General features: G+C 72.2%; 13 protein-coding genes. 11 read left to right on the top strand and 2 right to left on the bottom strand.

What is annotated here, in order from left to right; translation table 11 throughout:
• Positions 1-57: 57 nt before the first annotated feature.
• The 11 genes from MANAM107_RS06370 to MANAM107_RS06420 all read left to right on the top strand — a co-directional run bounded on the left by MANAM107_RS06370 (position 58) and on the right by MANAM107_RS06420 (position 15259).
• A complete protein-coding gene (locus MANAM107_RS06370; protein WP_223912611.1) occupies positions 58-1761 on the top strand; it encodes an ABC transporter substrate-binding protein in 1704 nt (567 codons plus the stop codon).
• The gene (locus MANAM107_RS06375) at positions 1758-3629 is read left to right on the top strand and encodes a dipeptide ABC transporter ATP-binding protein (protein ID WP_223906396.1); all 1872 of its coding nucleotides are present in this window, start codon (positions 1758-1760) and stop codon (positions 3627-3629) included. Before MANAM107_RS06370 ends, MANAM107_RS06375 begins: the two co-directional genes overlap by 4 nt.
• Before the next feature lie 440 nt (positions 3630-4069).
• A complete protein-coding gene (locus MANAM107_RS06380) occupies positions 4070-5083 on the top strand; it encodes an SPFH domain-containing protein (protein WP_223906398.1) in 1014 nt (337 codons plus the stop codon).
• The gene (locus tag MANAM107_RS06385) at positions 5083-5319 is read left to right on the top strand and encodes a hypothetical protein (protein ID WP_179901786.1); all 237 of its coding nucleotides are present in this window, start codon (positions 5083-5085) and stop codon (positions 5317-5319) included. The genes MANAM107_RS06380 and MANAM107_RS06385 overlap by 1 nt, the downstream gene beginning before the upstream one ends.
• 173 nt (positions 5320-5492) lie before the next feature.
• Complete coding sequence (locus MANAM107_RS06390) at positions 5493-6554, top strand: hypothetical protein (protein WP_179901813.1); 1062 nt, start codon at positions 5493-5495, stop codon at positions 6552-6554.
• Positions 6555-6611: 57 nt separating this feature from the next.
• Complete coding sequence (locus MANAM107_RS06395) at positions 6612-8012, top strand: DUF6620 family protein (protein WP_223906400.1); 1401 nt, start codon at positions 6612-6614, stop codon at positions 8010-8012.
• 115 nt (positions 8013-8127) lie between these two features.
• On the top strand, positions 8128-8577 hold the full coding sequence (locus MANAM107_RS06400) for a YbjN domain-containing protein (RefSeq protein ID WP_223906403.1): 450 nt from the start codon (positions 8128-8130) through the stop codon (positions 8575-8577).
• Positions 8577-9125 carry a YbjN domain-containing protein gene (locus MANAM107_RS06405; protein ID WP_223906406.1) on the top strand — a complete coding sequence of 183 codons (549 nt, stop codon included), beginning with the start codon at positions 8577-8579 and terminating at the stop codon, positions 9123-9125. Before MANAM107_RS06400 ends, MANAM107_RS06405 begins: the two co-directional genes overlap by 1 nt.
• Positions 9126-9377: 252 nt before the next feature.
• Positions 9378-11168 carry an HSP90 family protein gene (locus MANAM107_RS06410; RefSeq protein WP_223906409.1) on the top strand — a complete coding sequence of 597 codons (1791 nt, stop codon included), beginning with the start codon at positions 9378-9380 and terminating at the stop codon, positions 11166-11168.
• A 79-nt stretch (positions 11169-11247) separates the two neighbouring features.
• A complete protein-coding gene (locus tag MANAM107_RS06415; RefSeq protein WP_179900632.1) occupies positions 11248-14247 on the top strand; it encodes a hypothetical protein in 3000 nt (999 codons plus the stop codon).
• Positions 14248-14395: 148 nt separating this feature from the next.
• Positions 14396-15259: a glutathione S-transferase C-terminal domain-containing protein gene (locus MANAM107_RS06420; RefSeq protein ID WP_223906412.1), complete on the top strand. Its 864-nt coding sequence runs from the start codon at positions 14396-14398 to the stop codon at positions 15257-15259.
• Between the two features lie 118 nt (positions 15260-15377).
• Here MANAM107_RS06420 and MANAM107_RS06425 read toward each other — a convergent pair whose 3' ends face one another.
• Together MANAM107_RS06425 and MANAM107_RS06430 are read right to left on the bottom strand one after the other, a co-directional pair.
• Positions 15378-16847, bottom strand: a complete 1470-nt coding sequence (locus tag MANAM107_RS06425; RefSeq protein ID WP_223906415.1) for an NlpC/P60 family protein — start codon at positions 16845-16847, stop codon at positions 15378-15380.
• A complete protein-coding gene (locus MANAM107_RS06430; RefSeq protein ID WP_223906417.1) occupies positions 16844-17413 on the bottom strand; it encodes a hypothetical protein in 570 nt (189 codons plus the stop codon). The genes MANAM107_RS06425 and MANAM107_RS06430 overlap by 4 nt, the downstream gene beginning before the upstream one ends.
• Between the last annotated feature and the right edge of the window lie 301 nt (positions 17414-17714).

Below are 17714 nucleotides of genomic sequence, written 5' to 3' on the forward strand. Positions count from 1 at the left end.
GCGGGGCCCACCCCTCCGGTCCGCTCCCGGCCCGGACCCCCAGGAAGGACACACATCATGTCTGACAAGCCCACTGCCCTCTCGCTGACCACAGCCGTGCGCCTGGCACACCCCACCGCCTCGCGCCGCCTCTTCCTGGGCGCGGGCATGAGCGCCCTGGGCTCCCTGGCCCTGGCCGCCTGCGGAGCGAACTCGGCGACCTCGTCGAGCTCGGGAACCGCCACCGCCGGGGGCACCCTGAGGATCCTGACCTCGGAGACCGACCTCAACTGGGACCCGGCCAAGAGCCAGTCCATGCCCATGACCTCCCTGGCCCTGGTCCACCGCCGGCTGACCACCTGGAGCCTGGCCCCGGGCAAGCCCGTCGAGCTGGTGCCCGACCTGGCCACCGACACCGGCACCGTCAGCTCCGACGGGCTGAGCTGGACCTTCACCCTCAAGAAGGGCCTGGTCCTGTCCGACGGCACCCCCCTGACCTCGGCCCACATCAAGCACGGGGTGGAGCGCTCCTTCGCCCCGGCCCTGGCCGGCGGGCTGACCTACCACAAGGCCCTCCTGGCCGGGGCCCAGGACTACGAGGGCCCCTATGAGGGCAAGCACCTGGACTCCATCCAGACCCCGGACGACTCCACCATCGTCTTCCAGCTCACCCGCGCCTTCGGGGACTGGCCCTGGATCGTGGCCCAGGGTGCCTTCGCCCCGGTACCCGAGGGCGACGACCCCGCCACCTACACCGCCTCGCCCATCGCCTCAGGGCCCTACGTCGTGGCCCAGGCCGCCCAGGGCTCCTCGGTGACCCTGGAGCGCAACCCCCACTGGTCGGCGGACACCGACCAGGTGCGCCTGGCCCTGCCCGACTCCATCGTCTTCGAGCTCAGCCAGGACGAGTCCACCGCCTCCCAGCGGCTCATCGCCGACTCCGGGCAGGACCGCACCGCCTTCGGTGCCGACCGGGTCTCGGCCGCCCAGCTCGCCCAGGTCACCGCCAACCCGGCCGCCAAGGATCGCCTGGCCACCACCCCCGACGGCGGCCCCGCCACCTACCTGGCGATCAATGTCGAGCGGGTCACCGATCCGCAGGTCCGCCAGGCCATCGCCCACGCCGTGGACAAGGCGGCGGTCGTGGCCGCCCTGGGCGGGGAGCTGGGGGCCGTGAGCGCCTCGACCCTCATCACCCCGGGCATCCCGGGCCGCCAGGACTACGACCTCTACCCCACCGACCCGGGCAAGGCGGCCTCCCTGCTCGAAGGCAAGGAGGTCCCCTCCCTGGTCCTGCTCACCCAGAACTCCGCCGCCCACCAGGCCGTGGCCCAGGCGGTGGAGCAGTCCCTGAAGGAGGCCGGGCTGAGCGTGACCATCGACCCCCAGACCTCCGAGGCCTTCAACGAGCGCGCCACCCAGGGCGACGGCTCCACCTACGACCTGGCCATCGCCTCGTGGAACCCCGACTACCCCTCGGCCAACGCCAATATCCAGCCTCTGTTCGCCTCCTCCGAGATCGGCAAGGGCGGGCACAACATCTCCCGCTACTCCAACGAGAAGGTCGATGCCGCCATCGCCGAGGCCGCCGCGAACCTGGACACCGAGGCGGCCCGCAGCCAGTGGGCCGAGCTGGACCGCGCCATCGCCCAGGACGTCCCCGTGGTGCCCCTGGCCTTCCGGCGCAACTCCTTCCTGCGCGGCTCCGGGGTCCAGGGCTTCTTCGTGGAGTCCTACCCCGCCTACCCCAGCTACCAGGTCGTGGGGGTGAGCGGCTCATGACCGGGGCCCAGGAGCCCGGCGCCCATGAGGCGGGCCCCCAGGGGCCCGATGCGCAGGAGACCGGCGGGGTGCTGCGCCTGCGCGGCCTCGGGGTCGCCTTCGCCGGCGCCGTCGACCCCGCCTCGGCCGGGATCGACCTGGACCTGCGCGCCGGCACGGTCCTGGCGCTGGTGGGGGAATCGGGCTCGGGCAAGTCGGTGACCGCCCTGGGCGCCCTGGGGCTCCTGCCGCCCACTGCCCGCGTCACCGGCTCGGCCCGCCTCGACGGCGTCGAACTGGTGGGCGCCCCACGGCGGGTGCTCGATGACGTGCGCGGGCGCCTGGTGGGCACCATCTTCCAGGAGCCCACCACCGCCCTCAATCCGCTGGAGACCATCGCCTTCCAGATCGGTGAGGCGGTGCGGGCCCACCCCGGTGCGGGGGCCCAGGCGCGGAGGCGCCGTGATTCCGGCGAACCCGGCGGCTCCGGCGAACCCCGCAGCGCTCGCGGCCCGCTGTGGGGCTGGAGGAGGCGCGGGGGAGCCCGCGTGCAGGACCGTGTCCTGGAGCTGCTGGAGCGGGTGGGCCTGGGAGGCGGTGAGGATCTGGAGCGGATCGCCGACTCCTACCCCCACCAGCTCTCCGGGGGCCAGCTCCAGCGCGCCTGCATCGCCCTGGCCCTGGCCTGCCAGCCCCCGGTCCTCATCGCCGATGAGCCCACCACCGCCCTGGATGTCACCGTCCAGGCAGGGATCCTGGACCTGCTGCGCTCCCTGACCGAGGAGGGCCTGGCCGTCCTGCTCATCACCCACGACATGGCGGTGGTCGCCGACATCGCCGACGAGGTGGCCGTCATGCGCGCCGGGCATATCGTCGAGCGCGGTCCCGTGGCGCAGATCTTCTCCCGCCCGCAGCATCCCTACACCCGCCAGCTCCTGGCGGCCGTGCCGCGCCTGGACTCCCTGCGCCAGGAGGACCCCTTCGAGGCTGCGGCCTGCGCGAGGAGCGCCGCCCCCGCCGGGCCCGGTGCCGTCCAGGGCACGGAGAGCGCGGGCGGGGGCGCGGGGAGCCAGGAGCCGGTGGTGGCGATCCGAGACCTGGAGGTGGTCTACGGCGGCGCGCGGCGCCCGGTGCGCGCCGTGCAGGGCGTGAGCCTGAGCATCGCCCCCGGCGAGGTGCTGGGCATGGTGGGGGAGTCCGGCTCGGGCAAGTCCACCATCGCCGGCACGCTCACCGGCCTGGTGCCCATCTCCTCGGGCTCGGTGCGCGTATGCGGGGTGGAGATCGCCGGGGCCCGGCGTCGCGACCTGCTGCCCGTGCGCCGCGCCACCGGCGTCGTCTACCAGAACCCGGCCTCCAGCCTCAATCCCCGGCGCACGGTGGGGGCCTCCATCGCCGAGCCGCTGGTGGTGCACGGCCAGGCCGATGCCGCCGCCCGGCAGGCGCGGGTGCGCGAGCTGCTGGAGGCGGTGCGGCTGCCCGCCGCTATGGCCCAGCGCTACCCCCACGAGATGAGCGGCGGGCAGCGCCAACGGGTCGCCATCGCCCGGGCCCTGGCCCTGGAACCGCGCCTGGTCATCGCCGATGAGCCCACCAGCGCCCTGGACGTCTCGGTCCAGGCAGTGGTCCTGGACCTCCTGGGCTCGCTCCAGGCCGAGCTGGGCTTCGCCTGCCTCTTCGTCTCCCACGACCTGGCGGTGGTGGACTCCATCGCCTCGCGCACCGTGGTGCTCAGTGGCGGGCGCCTGGTGGAGGAGGGGCCCACTCGGCATGTGCTGGCCGACCCCCAGCAGGACTACACCCGGCGCCTGGTGGCCGCCGTGCCCGTGCCCGACCCCGCCCTCCAGGCCGCCCGGCGACGACGGCGCCAGGGCTCGCGCGCCGCCTGACCGGGGTCGGCCGCGGGTGGGCCGGGTGCGGCCCCTGCGCCGTCCTCCCCGCCGGGCCCGCATGCTGGCGGGGCTGAGGGCGGGCGGGGCGCCGGGCTGACGAGGGTGTGACCTTGTCCATAGAGTGGGCGGGCTCTCAATGACACGACCAGTATTCACGGCAGGCTCCCCGCTGCTGGGGCCGCTGGAATCGAGCGGGCAGGAAGTTTTGTCAATGGGCAGCCATGGGGATGGGGAGGGCTCCCCATGCACTCCACGGGGAGCGGCTCGCAGTTGAATCCTCCAGCGGGCTAGCATCGAACCGCTGGTCGCCCAGGGTGTTCCACTGCTGCGGGCCCGTGAACCGGCGTGAGTGCGCACTCCCCATCGTTCACCTCCAGGGCCGGGCATACGGCTCCGCATCGACCGCAATCCCCAGCGCAATGATGAGGAGCAGGAACATGGCTCGCAGCCTCCCTTTCATAGAGATCATCGAGTGCCTCGACCCCCACCCCCAGTGGGTGCTGTGGCGCTTCCCCGATGAGGACGGGCGCATCAAGTCCGGCGCCCAGCTGGTGGTGCGCGAGAACCAGGCGGCCCTGCTGCTCTCACGGGGCCAGGCCTCCATGGTCTACGGCCCGGGCACCCACACCCTGCCCACCCACAACATCCCGGTCCTGTCGGACCTGGCGGGCTGGAAGTACGGATTCGCCTCCCCCCACATCTACGACGTCTTCTACGTCGCGGTCCGTCAGTTCGTCGACCTCAAGTGGGGAACGCCCGCGCCGGTGATGATGAGCGACCCCCAGTTCGGGCAGGTGCGGGTGCGGGCCTTCGGCTCCTACTCCGCGCGCGTGACCGACGTCGCCCGCTTCTTCCGCGAGTACGCCGGGGCCTACCCCATCCTGTCCATCCGGGACCTGGAGGTCCAGCTGCGCGACTACATCGCCGCGAAGTTCGGGGAGATCCTGGCCACCTCCGGGATCTCGGTGCGCGACGTCGCCGCCAACCTCTCGGCCGTCAACGCCAGGCTGGCCCCGGCCATCACCCCCTACTTCGAGGACCTGGGCGTGTCCATCACCCAATTCACCATCGCCTCGGTGACCCTGCCCGATGAGGTCAACAAGTACTACGACACCGTCACCTCGATGAACATGGTCGGGGATATGCAGCGCTTCCAGCAGTTCCAGACGGCCGCGGCCATCGGGGACCCCTCCACCGCGGTGGGCGCCGGGACGCAGGCCGGAATGGCCATGGGCATGATGATGGGCCAGATGCCCCAGGGCGCCGCCGCCGCGCAGGGGTACCCGGCGGCCCCGCCGATGCCGGCCCCCGCCGCCCCCGCGCCCGCCGCCCCGGCCGCCGGTGAGGACCCGGTGGCCAGGCTCCAGCGGCTCAAGCAGCTGGCCGAGGCCGGGCTCATCACCGAGGACGAGTACGCGGCCAAGAAGGCCCAGATCCTGGAGGCCTTCTGATGGGCGAGTCCCTCATCGAGCGGATGCGCCGCCGCGCCCAGCAGCAGGGGCAGGCCTCGACCGCCTCCTCCATCCAGTACGCCCGCGACGAGCTGGGAGCCACGGTGCGCACCTGCCCCGGCTGCGGCGCGGGGCGCCAGGAGCCCTACGACCTGGCCGAGTGCGTCTACTGCGGCTACGTCTTCGTCACCGCGGGGCGCCAGGAGGGCGATCCCGGACAGTCCTACCGCTCCTAGGAGCTGCGCCGACGCGCAGACGCCTCGGCCCCCCGCCCCGGCGCCGCGCGGCACCGGCCCCCGGTACCGGCCTGGCCGGCCCGCTCCGCCCCACCATCCCAGACCACCCTCCCCAGACGATCACCCAGACCACATCCTGCTTTTCCAGCACTCCCCACCATGAGGAGACACACATGGCCCACTACACCCACTACGAGCAGCAGCTCCAGGCCCTGACCCAGCGCCTGGAGGTCTACATGGACCGCATGGAGGCCCGCGCCCGCGAGTTCGCCGCCGAGGCCGCCCCCACCGCCGCCGAGCTCCAGGCCAAGGACCCGGCCTCGGTCGGCTCCTTCCGCATGGAGGTCCAGCGCCAGATCATGTTCCTTCACACCAAGGCCGAGCGCGCCTACGAGCAGCACTTCGGCCCCTATGAGGACCTGGACGATGACGATGTGTCCATGGATGAGCACGCCCTGCTCCAGACCTACTGGGAGCAGGCCGAGCACAGGGTTGACGACTTCGAGGACCGCCTGGAGCGGGTCGTCGACGGCATCTTCGCCCAGGGCGAGGCCGCCCAGGCCAAGGGCGGCTGGGACCAGGCCATCGCCGACTGGCGCCAGGCCCAGCAGACCTTCACCTGCAGCCAGTGCGGCGCCCCCGTGGCCCTGCCCGAGCTCTACCACGTGGCCGTCTACGTCACCTGCCAGGGCTGCGGCTCGCGCGTGACCTTCCAGCCCTCCCAGGCCATGCAGGCCGCCCCGATGGTGGCCGAGGACCTGGCCAAGGCCGAGTGCCACGAGGAGTGGGAGCGCTCCGAGCAGGACTGGAGCGACATCGGCGGTATGCAGTTCGTCCACTACGTCTACTACGTCACCTCCCACCACCGCGTCATGAGCCGGATGCTGCCCTTCTACGCTCGCACCCAGGCCGAGGCCCTGCGCCGCGACATCCAGCAGGCCTGGACGATCATGACCGAGCAGGGCCAGCCCGACAGCGTGACCCCCCAGTACTACGAGATGGAGTACCTCAACGCCGTGGGCAATCTCGGCACCAGCATCATGGCGATGACCCGGTCCGGCCACACCGAGCACCGCGAGCTGCTCCTGCAGACCGTCCGGGACATCATGCGCCCCGGCGACGCCCTGGCCCAGTCCATCCTCGAGGGCACCTTCACCGAGGCCATGTGGGATCAGCGCATCGAGGCCGCCAACCGCCTTCCCGCCGAGTTCCCCAGCCCCCTGGACTCCATCTGACCCCCTGCGGGACACCCTCCACCGCCTCCCACCGAACCTCCCGAAAGGACCCAGACCATGGCCGGATTCCTCCAGAGGGCCAAGAACGCCACGAAGAACGCAGCCAAGCAGACGGTGGCCAACGCCGGCGCCAACGCCCTGTCCAGCGCCATCAACCAGGGCACCGCCGCCCTGGGCCTCGAGACCAACATCCAGGTCAAGGCCCCCGATGTCACCTCCGGCTCCTCGGGCGGCTACGACCCCGACACCTACTACCGGGTCGACGTCGCCCACGGCTTCTCCCGCCCCATGGACCACGGACTGCCCGGCGATGAGATCGCCTTCCTCCAGTACCCCCAGGCCCCCGCCACGCTGCCCCCCGGCGCCGCCGACTACGCCCGGGCCTGGTGGCAGCCCTGGGGCAGCCTGCTCGAGGGGCACATCGACATCGCCCGCGCCCTGGAGGCCGGCGACGCCGCCGGCGCCCAGCAGCTGCTCTACCGCTGGGAGCAGGGCATCAGTCAGGCCCGCACCGCGGCCCACCAGCTCGGCGACTTCAACGGGGCGCGCACCCTGTCGGTGGCCGTCGACGACGTCAACGAGCACTTCGAGAACGTGGCGGACGCGCTGCGCGAGTACATGAACTGCCGCTCCCTGGGCCAGGACCCCTCGGGGGCCGTGGAATCCGCCCAGGCCTGCATCGTCAACATGCATGTGGCCCTCAACCGGCCCGTGGCCGCCTTCTTCGCCGACCCCTCCGGCGCTGCCACCGCCCAGGCGGAGGCCGAGGCCTACGCCGGAATGCCGGGTATGGCCGGGATGCCGGGTATGGCCGGAATGCCGGGGATGCCCGGCATGATGCCGGGAGCCGGCGCCGACACCTCCGGCCCGGAGTTCGCCCCCGTCCAGGGGGTCTCCTTCCACGACTATGTGGCCGGCTCCCAGCGCATCCAGGAGGGGGTCTCCGCCGACGTCGTGGCCAAGGTCCTGGGCGTGGAGCGCCCCATGTGGGACGCGGCCGCCAACGAGTGGCTCACGCGAATGACCCAGACCCACCCCATGAGCGTGGGAATGCAGTACACCCCGCTGTCCCAGACCCCCCACCCCAGGCTCACCCCCGAGGCCTGCGCCGCCGCGGGCGGGGGCCCCTCCGCGCTGCCGGGAGGGGTCGACAACTCCGGGCGCCTGCGCACCGACATGGACTTCTACATCGAGGCCGCCGCCGCGGGCCAGGCGGCCGCCGAGGCGGGCATCGACGCCGGGGGCTACCTGGAGTCCAACTACGGGGTGACCGTCATGCAGGTCTCCAACGCCGGCGTCGCCTGGATGTCCAACCCGGCCAACATCTCGCGCATCACCACCCTCCAGCAGGCCAAGGCCAAGGAGATCTTCACCTCCATCACCGGCTACTCCAACGACGTCGCCCCCGGCGCCCTGCCCGACGGCGTGGAGGACATCGCCGCCGATATCGAGTTCTGATCCCGCGCCGTCGGCCGGTGCACGGCCGGCGGCGCCCCGCAGGGCGGGACACCACCCCTGGCAGGCCGGCGCCGTCGTCGGCCATCATGGACACCACTGAACGGAAGGTGCGCGTATGAGCACACAACCAGCCGTGACCCTGGAGCGGGTCGAGTCCTGGCTCACGGGCGAGGACCTGGTCTTCGAGCATGATGACGAGGGCGACATCATGGTCGGCTTCGAGAACTGCTACTTCGCCTTCTACATGCAGGCCGAGGGCGAGCTGCTGCTGGCGCGCGCCTACTGGCGCGGCCGCTTCCCGGTCGAGCAGATGCCCGAGCTGCACGACCTGGCCGACTCCCGCCACCAGAAGACCTACGGCCCGCGCCTGTCCGTCCTGACCTCGCCGGGCGAGGAGGGGCAGGACAGCGCCATCCTGGGCACCCAGATGGTCGAGTACGTGGCCCAGGGCCGCAGCGACGAGCAGCTGGCGGCCTTCATGGACCTGGTGATGAGGATGAACATGCGCCTGTTCGCCGATATCGAGGAGCGCTACCCGGCGCTCGTGACCTGGGGGGATGACTGATGGCCTGGTGGAACAAGCCCGCGGGGAGCCTGACCCCCTCGGTGAGTGTGGACCGGGTGGCCGCCTGGTTCACCTCCCACTCCTACACCTATGAGCTCGACCGCGACGAGGGCGCCGTCTACTCGGGCTTCGACGGGGTGTCCTACATGTTCAAGGTCGCCGGCGACCCGCTCTTCGTCATCCACGGCCGCTACCTGACCACCCTGCCCACCGATGAGCAGACCGTGGAGCGGGTGCGCGCGGTGGCCCGCCGGGTGGCCGACTCCCGGATCATGCCCGCCGTCTACCTCGTCATCGACGAGCACGGGCTGGGGCTGCACGCGGAGGCCACCTCCAGCACGGGGGCCGGGCTCAATGACGAGCAGTTCGCCGGGGTCATGGACTTCCTCATCGGCGGGGTCGACGGCGCCATCACCGAGATCCTCGCCGAGCTGGATCTGCCCTCGCCCGCGCAGGCCCTGGATGCCCCCGCCCCGGCTCCCGAGCCGGGGCAGGCCGAGGGCGCAGGGGCCCAGGACCCGGAGGGCCCGGCCGCCGGGGACGCCTGAGGCGTGCCGGCCCGGCGCTGCGAGAGCCCCACCCGGCGCGGTGGCGGCTCCCGCAGCGGTCCCGGCGACTCGTGACCACGCGGGATCGGTGAGGCGGATGGTGCTGCCGTGGCGCTTGCGCGGGCTGGGAACTGTCATGAGGCTTCCAGTCAAGCGGCGGATACTGACCGGGTTGCCCTGGAGCCCGTCTGTGGTCGAATCTAGGACTCTGCGCTGTTGCACATCATGACAGGAAGGAACCCCCACACACCTATGGCGACGTTCCAGGTTGACCTGCGCGGGATGGTGGACCTCCTCTCGCGCAACCTCTACTCGGGTCCGCGCGTCTATGTGCGCGAGCTGCTGCAGAACACCGTGGATGCTATTGCCGCGCGTCGCCAGCAGGAGCCCGACTGCCCCGCTCGGGTGACCCTCACCATCGAGGGCTCCAGCCTGAGCTGCCGGGACACCGGCGTGGGCCTGACCCTCCAGGAGGCCTCCAGCCTGCTGTCCACCATCGGCGCCTCCTCCAAGCGCGACGAGCTGGGCCTGTCGCGGGGGGACTACCTGGGCCAGTTCGGCATCGGCATGCTCTCCTGCTTCATGGTCTCCGGGGAGATCCTCGTCCGCTCCCGCTCGGCCCGCCAGGCCGGCGCCCCCACCGTTGAGTGGCGGGGGCGCACTGATGGCACCTACGAGGTGCGCGCCCTGGAGCCCCACGAGCCGGGCAACCTGGACAGTCCGGGCACCAGCGTGGAGATCATGGGCCTGCCGGGGGAGCCCTGGCTCCAGGCCGACACCGTGCGGGCCCTGGTCGATGAGTTCGGCGCCCTGCTGCCCATCGACGTCGAGGTGCGCAGTACCGGCACCTCGACCCGCCACGCCCACCAGGACGCCCCCTGGGAGCTGACCCGCCGCGAGCAGCACCGCTGGTGCGCCGAGAACCTGGGCGGGGAGCCCTTCGACATCATCGGCCTGGAGGTGCCCGCCGCGGGCCTCAAGGGCCTGGCCGCCGTCGTCACCGCCGCCCACCCCACGGCCACCTCCCACCACACCGCCTACGTCAAGCGGATGCTCGTCTCGCGCTCGGCCGAGGGCCTGGCCCCCGAATGGGCCTACTTCGTGCGCGTCGTGGCCGACTCCAGCCACCTGCGACTGACCGCCTCGCGCGAGCAGCTCATGGACGACGACCTGCGCGCCGAGACCCGTGAGGCCATCGGGGCGGCGGTGCGCTCCTGGATGGAGCGCCTGGCCCGCACCGCCCCGGGGCGCTTCGCCGAGTTCGTGGGGGCCCATGCGGTGGGCCTGCGCTCGGTGGCGGTCACCGACCCGGACATGCTCGAGCTCGTCGTGCGCCACGCCCCGGTGGAGACCACGCAGGGGGCCCGCACCCTGGCCCAGCTGGCCGCCGGCGGCGAGAAGGTGCGCTTCACCCGCACCGTGGACCAGTACCGCGCCCTGGCCGATGTGGCCGGCTCCCAGGGCATCGTCCTGGTCAATGCCGGCTACGCCTACGAGGAGGAGGTCATCTCCGCCTTCCTGGCGCGCACCGACCTGCTCGACCCGGCCGCCGATATCGCCCTGGTGGACCCCGGCGAGCTCCTCGACGCCTTCTCCCCCTGCTCCCCGGCGGAGGAGGCCGAGGCCATGGACATCCTCATGATGGCCTCCCGGGCCATTGATCCCGAGGACTGCGAGGTGGTCATGCGCCGCTTCGAGCCCGCCACCCTGCCCGCGCTCTACCTGCCCGACCCCGACCTGGCCGGCAGGGTGGCGGCGCGCACCTCCCGCAAGGCCGCCACGGGCGTGTGGTCGCAGGTGCTGGGGGTCACCGACCCCTTCGCCGGCTCCCATGTGCCCCGGCTCGTGCTCAACCGCACCAACCCCCTGGTGGTGCGCCTGGTGACGGCGCGCGCCGACGACGCCGTGGTCACCAGCACCCTGCGGGGGCTCTACATCCAGTGCCTCCTGCTGGGGCGCCAGCCCCTGGGCCCCAAGGAGCGCTCCTGGGCCGCCGAGACCCTCGGCTCCCTGCTCGACTCTGCCCTGCCGGACTCGATATGAGCCCGCCAGCGATCCGGCGGCCCCGGCCCGCCACGACTTTCAGGACCACCTCGGCCCCATTCATCGGAAGGACCCACCCATGACCACCCGCGAAGACATCCTCGAGCGCCTGGCCTACGCCGATGCCCTGAGCTACGGCCCCAAGGCCTCCGCACTCATCGCCGAGGCCGTCACCTGGGCCGATGCGCTGGGCGAGGAGGATCTGCAGGTGGTCACCCGTCTGGCGCTGACCGACGGCTACCAGCACGGCAACGAGGAGTGGAAGGCACTGGCGCCCTTCGTGTGGAACCTCGCCCGCTACAAGGAGCGCCCCGACCTGTTCGACGCCGACCAGGTGCGCACCCTGCACTGGCACTTCAAGTGGTCCGTGGCGGTGGCGGCGGCCAACCCGAAGGTGGCCAAGGATCAGGTGCGCCAGTTGGAGGCCAGCCTGGAGGAGTTCTACCGCTCCGAGGGGGCCTCCATGCACGTGGTCCACGGCGAGCGGGCCTCGGTGGCCGGACTGCTGGGCCTGGAGGAGGAGGCCGCCGAGGAGCTGGCCGCCTGGCGGGCCACGCCCCGCGATGAGAACTCCGACTGCGAGGGCTGCGACCCCATGCGCCAGGTCGCCTTTGCCTACCGCACCGAGGACTGGGAGTTGGCCGTGGGCACGGCCGTGCCGATCCTGCGCGAGGATGTGGGGTGCCGGGTCCAGCCCCAGATGATGCAGTCCCTGGTGCTGCTGCCCCTGCTGGCCTCGGGGCGGCCCAAGGCCGCCTGGGATGCGCACCTGCGCTCCTACCGCGAGATCCGCCGCCACCCCAATGCCCTGGTCTCCATCGGCTACCACCTGGAGTACCTGGCCCTGGTGGGCAAGATCGACCGCGGCCTGGACATCCTGCGCCGCCACATCTCCTGGCTGGACCAGGCCGAGTCCGCCCACGCCCTGCTGGGGGCCCTGCGGGGCATGAGCCTGGTGCTGCGGGAGGCCGAGCGCTTCGGCCGCGGCGAGGAGGCCCTGGGCGTCGTCGTGCCCGCCGAGACCCTGTGGGCACCCCAGCCCACCCTGGCGGCCGAGACGACGATCTCGCAGGCCTACGCCGAGTTCTCCGGCTGGGCGCGCCGCCTGGCCGCCTCCTTTGACGCCCGCAACGGCAACACCACCATCTCCGACCACCTGGAGCGCAGCCTGGCACGGGCCTCCTTCGCCGAGCACGCCGACGCCGGGACCCGGGTCGAGCTGCTGGAGACCCCCGAGGAGCTGCCCGAGGCCGTCCCCACCTGCCAGCCGGTGGAGGCCGGCGCCGGGGAGGAGTTCGGCTTCTCCTCCGCCCTGGGCATGGTCTCCCTGGGCCAGGAGGAGGAGCCCGGGCAGACTGCGGGCCCCGGGCCGCTGGAGGAGGCCGATGAGCCCTTCCCGCTGGTGGACCTCACCCGTCCCGCCCCGCTGGCCGACGCCGACGACGCCGTGCGCCGCTACGCCCGCACCCTGCGCCGGGTGGGGGTGGACACCGAGCACCTCTACATCGTGGACCAGGCGGCCGCCCACAGCCTGCTGCCCGAGCCCGGCCGCGCCCCCGACGGCCTGGAGATCGAGGCCTCCCTGCTGCGCGCCAACGCCTACTCCCGGCGCACCGAGTACGACCGGGCCATCGAGGAGCGCCTGCGCATCCGCTCGATGCGCGAGAGCCAGGTGGGGGTGCTGGGCGCCGTCGAGATCGACATCGCCAACCTCGATGATGAGATGACCGCCGACCGCCAGTCCGGCCGCGACGCCACCCAGGAGCGGGCGGCGCGACTGGAGCGGGCCGAGGAGATGCTGCGCAGCGTGGCCTCGCGCGTCGATGCGCTCATCGGCCCGGAGAGGTCCCCCGGCGCCTCCCTGGAGTCCGGCTCGCCCTCCGCGGAGGCCTGCGTGCTGGCCGCCGACGCCCTGGGCAACATCATCAGCGTGCTCACCGAGCTGGAGGCCAAGGACCAGGCCCTGGAGGCGGTGGCCCTCATGGAGCGGGTGTGGGGGCGCATCCCCATGGAGATGCACGCCGAGAACATGCGCGACGCGGTGGACATGGCGCGCGCCGAGGTGCTGGCCGAGTGCGGAGACGTGTTCGAGGGCTGCCAGCTGGCCGAGGAGGTCATGCGCCGCCACGAGCCGATGTCCCTGCTCGTGGCCGGGCGCGGCCGCCGCCTGCTGGGCGTGGCCTCCATGCAGGTCGAGCAGTTCGAGGAGGCGGTCAAGCAGTTCCGCGAGCACGCCAACATGATGATGGCCGCGGGCCTGCCCTTCACGAGCATCGGCTCCCTGCTCAACCTGGGCCAGGCCCTGGGGGTGGGGGAGCGCTACCTGGAGAGCGCCGAGGTGCTGGAGTCCGCGCTCTCGCGCGCCGAGCGGCTCCAGGTGCCCGGCATGATCCTGTTCATCCACCAGTTCCTGGCCCAGGTGCATATGGGCCTGGGGGAGCATGCCGGGGTCCTGGAGCACTCCCTGGCGGCCGCCGAGGGCCTGGAGGCCGCGGGGCGGGTGGCCGCGGCCAAGGAGGCCTACACCAATGCCGCCATGGCGGCGGGCAACATGGACGACAATGTCCAGTCCTCGGCGCTGTTCCGCCGCGCTGCCGCCCTGGAGGACACCAGCACCGATCAGGGGAGGCTCGACCGCGGCCGCATGCTGCGCCGGGCGGCCCGGGCGCTGGTGGACGACTTCACGGTGGCCATGGCCCGCTCGCGCCTGGACGACGCCGTGGAGATCATGGAGGAGTCCCGAGCGGCCTTCATCGAGGTGGAGGACGGCGGGAACTACTCCAGCGCCTGGGAGATGGGGGACTGGCATGACGACATGTCCTGGATCCTGTGGCGCACGGATGAGAACTCCCTGGCGGCTGAGCACTGCGAGGCGGCCTATGAGGGCTACATGAGCAAGGACGACCGCGAGTCGGCCGCCCGGGCGCTGTGCATGCTGGCCCGCCTGCATGCCGAGCGCGAGGAGAGGGATGAGGCCCTGGCCGCCTGTGCGCGGGTGCGCGAGCTGCTGGCCCACCCGCGCTGGCAGAACCACGACGCCCTGTCCTTCGTGGCCTCCATCGAGGAGAGCTTCTCCTGACCCCTGGCGGGGCGCGGGGCCTTTCGGCCTCGTGCCCCGGGATCCGGGGGTTCGCCCCCTGTGAATCTGCTGACTGCCGGGGCGGGGCGGGGGATGATGGGCCGTGAGCAACAATGACGCTCCTGACCGACCTCCGGGAGGCTCCCCCATGGCCATCGCAACCTCGCACCGCTTCTCCGCCGACGACCTACCCGTGGAGGCCGGCCGCTACCGGCTCGTCGCCTCCGCCGGCTGTCCATGGTCCCGCCGCGTTCTCATCGCCCGCCGCCTGCTGGGCCTGATGGATGCCATCCCCCTGTCCTCCAGCTATGGCCGGGGGGAGGACGGCTACTGGGAGCTGACGGGCCCCAGCGGCGAGCCGGGGGAGGACCCCGCGCTGGGGGCCCGCTCCCTGGCGGAGGTCTATGCGCGCACGCCCGGCTATGAGCCCCCGCCGACGGTCCCGGCCCTGGTGGACATGACCACGGGCGAGGTGGTCAGTGACGACTCCGGGGATCTGCTCTTCGACCTGTCCACCGCCTGGTGGGATGAGCACCGCGAGGGGGCCCCGGACCTCTACCCCTTGAACCGCCGCAACTCCACCGATGCGTGGGATGAGTGGATCGGCTCCCAGATCAACCGGGGGCACGCGGTGGCCACGCACAGCAAGGATCCTGAGGAGGCTGCCGCCGCCGCGAACGGGGTGCTGGTGGGCTTCGACGTCATCGACACGCTGCTGGCCCGCGCCACGCATATGGAGGCCTCCCGTGAGGCGGGGCTGACGATCCTGGATGGCCCGCCACTGTCCTCGGTAGTCTCGATCGGCCAGTTCCTGTGCGGGGATCAGCCCACGGGCAGCGATATCCGCCTGTTCACCACGGTGCAGGACTACGAGTACGGGGGGCGCCAGCGCTATCCCGGGGCAGAGGCGCCCCCGATCTCCTTCTGGCCCGCCCTGGCCCGCTGGTTCCGCGCCCTGGAGGCCCGCTCGGGCTGGGTGGGCCCGGAGGACCGCAACGCCCTGGGCTGCTGAGCCGGACCGGCACCGTCGTCGCGCGTGCCGGGGCGGGCTGCGCGGTTGCCCGTCCCGGCACGCGGCGGCCAGTGCTCACGGGTCCTGACTCGTCCATGACGGCGCTGCACCGCCGCACTCACTGGCCCAGGCTCACGCCCCGGTCGCTCATGAAGGGCTCGGGGTCGGTGGGCCGGCCGTTGAGGTGGACCTCGAAATGGAGGTGGCAGCCGGTGGAGTTCCCGGTGGAGCCGACCGCTGCGATGCGCTGGCCCGCGGTGACGCTCTGCCCGGCCCGCGCATGGATGCCCGAGGCCTCCATGTGGAGGTAGGCGGTGGTCACGCCCCCGCCGTGGTCGATCTCGACGGCGCCGGTCCCGTCGTCGTACAGGCCGGCGAAGGTGACCGTGCCTGCCGCGGCGGCGTGGATGGGGCCGCCGCATCCGCCGCCGGCCAGGTCCGTGCCGGCGTGGAGCCGGTTGACGCCGGTGACCGGGTTGACCCGCATGCCGTAGGGGCTGGTGCGGGGGCCGGCGGCCGGCGCGGCCCACCCGCCCGGGCCGACGGCGACCGGGGCGCCGGAGGCCGTGGAGGCGCACTGCGCCGTCGGGGCCCCGGCGGTGGAGGGCGGTTGGGTGGCCCGGGTCATCCGGCGCACGCTCCAGGAGCGAGCCTGCCAGGAGGAGTCCAGATCCACCTCCTTGACCACATCGCCGGTATTGGGCGCATGGATCATTCGCTGGTCGCCCGCGTAGATGCCGATGTGGTCGTAGGAGTCGGGGCCCGCGGGGAAGAAGATGACGTCCCCCGGGCTCATCTCATCCCAGGGGGCGCTCGCACCCGGCCCGGTGTAGACCTCCTGGCCCTGCGCCCCCTGCTGGGCGGAGGTGCGCTCCAGCTCGATCCCGAGCTGGGAGAAGACGTAGTGGACCAGTCCGGAGCAGTCGAACCCGCTGGGGCCCGCCCCGCCCCAGGCGTAGGGGGCGCCCTCCTGGGCCCGGGCGAGATCAGCGGCGCTGCTCGTCTCGGCGGCCGAGGTAGTGGAGGCGGTGACGGCGCCGCCGTCGAGGGCCGCGACGATGGCCTCGGCGGCGGGCCAGGAGGACTCGTAGTGGTAGGGGTCGGAGTTGGCCTGGATCCGGTGCGCTACGAGGGTCGGCTCCATGGTGTCGCGCTCGGTGATCCTCACCAGTGCCTGGAGGAACAGCGAGGCGGACTGGTAGGGGTCCATGCGCTGCTCCAGGCTGCCCCAGGTCTCCCGCTGCTGGAACAGCCCGCGGCTGTCAGGACCGGCGGCATCCCCATGGTCCAGGTTGCGCAGCCCGGACTCCCCGATGGCGGTCATCACCGCGATGGTCTGGTCCCGTCGCGTCAGGCCCATATCGGCCGCCGCCCTCATGATGGTGGCCGCATGGGCGAGCTGGGTGGCATCCCACCCCGGCACGGAGGCCCCCGCGACGGCGCGCTCATCGATGAGGACCGCGCGGGCCCCCGCGCCCGCGGTGCAGTCCTCCTCCTGCCCGCCCAGGAGCAGGAGGAGGGCGAGGACGGGCAGGAGCGCCAGGAGCAGCACCAGTGCCAGGACGAGTGGCAGCCCGCCCGGTCTCACAGCAGGCCCTCGGGGATCTCGTCCCCTGGCAGGACGATACGCCGGGTCAGCCAGGCGCTGCCGCTCTGGCGGGTCAGGACGACGCCGAAGACGCCCTTGTCCGTGGGCACCTGGACCAGCGCGGTGAGGAGGTGGGCCTCATCCGTGGGCGAGATGAGAGCGGCCCGGCCGGCGTCCACAGTGGCCGGGGGCACACGGGTGGCGTCGGTGTAGCGGTAGACGGCCTGGGCCTCCGGGGTCAGGTGGGGCAGGAGGCCCTGCCACCAGGTCTCCTGGTCGGTTCCTGCCAGGTAGGCGGTCATGGTCTGCGAGGCGCGCTGGACGGCGGCGTCCTCGGCCTCCTGGTCCCAGGTGGGTGGGAGGTAGGTCCCCGACCAGCTCGGGGTGATGGCGCCGAGGTCGTCCATGGGCTCGGTGGTCAGCAGCGGGACAGGATCGGCCGACGCCGAGGGGCCGGCTGCCATGGAGGGGGCGTCCTGCCCACGGCCGTCGCCTGAGGCGCATCCCGCAGCGATGAGGCTGACCACCAGGACCAGCGCCGCGGTGCTGCGATGCCTGCGGGGCACAGGGGGCTCCTTCCGGCTCCGGGGGCTGATGGGCCAGTGGTCAGGGCGGCGGCGCCGGCCGGGCTCGACGATGAGCGTACGCAGTGGGCCGGGAGCCACGAGGCAGCCTACTCTCCTCCTCTCCATATACACAAAGGCTGTATATAAACGTATCAAGTAATGAAGATGCTCAAGCATCTCTATATGTTGTTCTTGGTTGTGTCTCCTGTAGTAAACTCCGGAGGCCATCGTTTCACGAGCTCATCATCCATGAAGGAGTCCGCGCCCGTGACCACCAATCCCTGGGTGACTCGGCGGCCCG

The organism is Actinomyces capricornis (genome assembly GCF_019974135.1).
GTDB classification, from domain to species: domain Bacteria; phylum Actinomycetota; class Actinomycetes; order Actinomycetales; family Actinomycetaceae; genus Actinomyces; species Actinomyces capricornis.

Excerpts from the sequence above, each read along its gene's own strand:
- MANAM107_RS06410 (WP_223906409.1), top strand. The coding sequence starts at position 9,378 with ATGGCGACGTTCCAGGTTGACCTGCGCGGGATGGTGGACCTCCTCTCG.
- MANAM107_RS06395 (WP_223906400.1), top strand. The coding sequence starts at position 6,612 with ATGGCCGGATTCCTCCAGAGGGCCAAGAACGCCACGAAGAACGCAGCC.
- MANAM107_RS06405 (WP_223906406.1), top strand. The coding sequence starts at position 8,577 with ATGGCCTGGTGGAACAAGCCCGCGGGGAGCCTGACCCCCTCGGTGAGT.
- MANAM107_RS06385 (WP_179901786.1), top strand. The coding sequence starts at position 5,083 with ATGGGCGAGTCCCTCATCGAGCGGATGCGCCGCCGCGCCCAGCAGCAG.
- MANAM107_RS06420 (WP_223906412.1), top strand. The coding sequence starts at position 14,396 with ATGGCCATCGCAACCTCGCACCGCTTCTCCGCCGACGACCTACCCGTG.
- MANAM107_RS06370 (WP_223912611.1), top strand. The coding sequence starts at position 58 with ATGTCTGACAAGCCCACTGCCCTCTCGCTGACCACAGCCGTGCGCCTG.
- MANAM107_RS06375 (WP_223906396.1), top strand. The coding sequence starts at position 1,758 with ATGACCGGGGCCCAGGAGCCCGGCGCCCATGAGGCGGGCCCCCAGGGG.
- MANAM107_RS06380 (WP_223906398.1), top strand. The coding sequence starts at position 4,070 with ATGGCTCGCAGCCTCCCTTTCATAGAGATCATCGAGTGCCTCGACCCC.
- MANAM107_RS06400 (WP_223906403.1), top strand. The coding sequence starts at position 8,128 with ATGAGCACACAACCAGCCGTGACCCTGGAGCGGGTCGAGTCCTGGCTC.
- MANAM107_RS06415 (WP_179900632.1), top strand. The coding sequence starts at position 11,248 with ATGACCACCCGCGAAGACATCCTCGAGCGCCTGGCCTACGCCGATGCC.
- MANAM107_RS06390 (WP_179901813.1), top strand. The coding sequence starts at position 5,493 with ATGGCCCACTACACCCACTACGAGCAGCAGCTCCAGGCCCTGACCCAG.